The sequence below is a fragment of the Eubacterium uniforme genome (assembly GCF_900167115.1).
Lineage (GTDB): Bacteria > Bacillota > Clostridia > Lachnospirales > Lachnospiraceae > Eubacterium_S > Eubacterium_S uniforme.
In genome coordinates this window covers 1-1,645 of the sequence record NZ_FUXZ01000035.1, presented here as the reverse complement: position 1 = coordinate 1,645, position 1,645 = coordinate 1, and the positions used below count along the sequence as shown (strand labels likewise).

1 protein-coding gene is annotated in these 1,645 nt (G+C 29.4%); it reads right to left on the bottom strand.

Annotated features, from left to right (window positions below; genetic code table 11):
• Nucleotides 1-1,645, bottom strand: a 1,645-nt coding sequence (locus B5D16_RS12520) for a VirB4-like conjugal transfer ATPase, CD1110 family (RefSeq protein ID WP_078767254.1), incomplete at both ends; no start/stop codon positions are given.

Genomic DNA, 1,645 nt, shown 5'->3' with positions numbered 1-1,645 from the left:
TTCTCCTTTTTTCTACAGCTGTTTGTTGATGACAAAATACGCTAAGTGTTCCATTGGTAATAGCTTCTAATTCATCAGCCAAATCTTTTGCATAAACTGACTTTGTATCTTCCAAATCCTCATTAGCTATTTCTATCAATTTATTTCTAAATGTAATCAATGTAGGACTTTCTTTTTTGTCTGATTTAAAATAGTCTTCATATATCCCTATACAAGCTTTATCAATCATATTAATATGTTTATTACTTAATCTATCTGGATAAACAGTTTCTTCACAGAATGCATATAAAAACTCAGCTTTTTGAGAGATAAATGCATCCTTATCGCTTATATGACTATGTACATGTAATGGATTAATATGAATATCTCCATTTTTTTCAAAATCATAGTAATATCCATTATTATTAATTACATTTTCTCTATATTCACCCATTGGGTCAATAATCAAAACATCATCCATCGTTCTGCAGAGTACCTGATCCATTTCCATCTTTGCGTTCATGGATTTCCCCGAACCAGATATACCAAAGAAAAATCCATTTCCATTCTGGTATTTTTTCCTGTTACCAAAGATACCTTTCTTACTTACCTGATTAATCCCATAAAAAAATCCATCCTTATCATTAATATCTATTACATTAAAAGGTGTAAATCCTGAAAGGGCTGATGTGAATAAAGGTCTATATACATGAAGAAATCTTGCTGATGTTGGAAGAACACTTTTAAGTCCTTCTCTTTGATCATCTATTAAGCACGATAATGTTAATCCATACGTATTACAAATATTATCTATTTCTTCAGCCTGTTTATTAAGTTCATCAAGCGATTCTGAAGATAAGGCAATAATGATACTTGTGTCAAATATATTTTCATCATTACCTCTAAGTTCTTCCATGTATTCTTCAAGTTCATCTATCATTGCGGTTTTTTCAAAACTGATTCTATTTGAAAAATAACCTGCCTTATTATTTACTTCTTGTTCTCTTGCAATAGACATGTTAACATTGGTATACTTACGTTTCAAAATCTTTTGAATCTCATTCTTTGATATTGGTGTAACATCTATTGTTACTATTATTGGAAAATCTACTTGAGATAATTCCCATATGAATGTATCATCAAGTTCTGATGGAAATTCAGATATATAATACGTGCTTACGTATCTTTTCCCATAATCCATGGTAATATATCTACTATGGATTTTTTGAGCTGTATTAATAATATCTCTTCTCCAATCTCTACCAAGACTTAAAGATTCTTCCCAGGAAAATGAAAAATCCTTTTCATATCCCATTCTATAAAATCCATGTAAACTTCTAAGTCTATCTTCACAGGTTAACGGAATAAGACCACTTCCAAGTTTTTTAAACAAGGCTATTAATCTACCTTCCAACGAAGCAAAAAAACTTTCTGCAGAACTATAATCATTCTTTTCGGTTGAAATAATAAAATATTTAGAAAGTGATAATCCTTCCATTCCTGCATATACTTTTTCTGAAGTATATTGATTAAATGCATCTGATAGTTCTTTATAATCACTTTCAATTGCCTTTCTATAAATAGTTTTGTTTAACTCTGATGTATTCTGTAAATTCTTACAGATGATAACCTTAAAATTTACCTTTAATGAATTTAAAAGATTTTT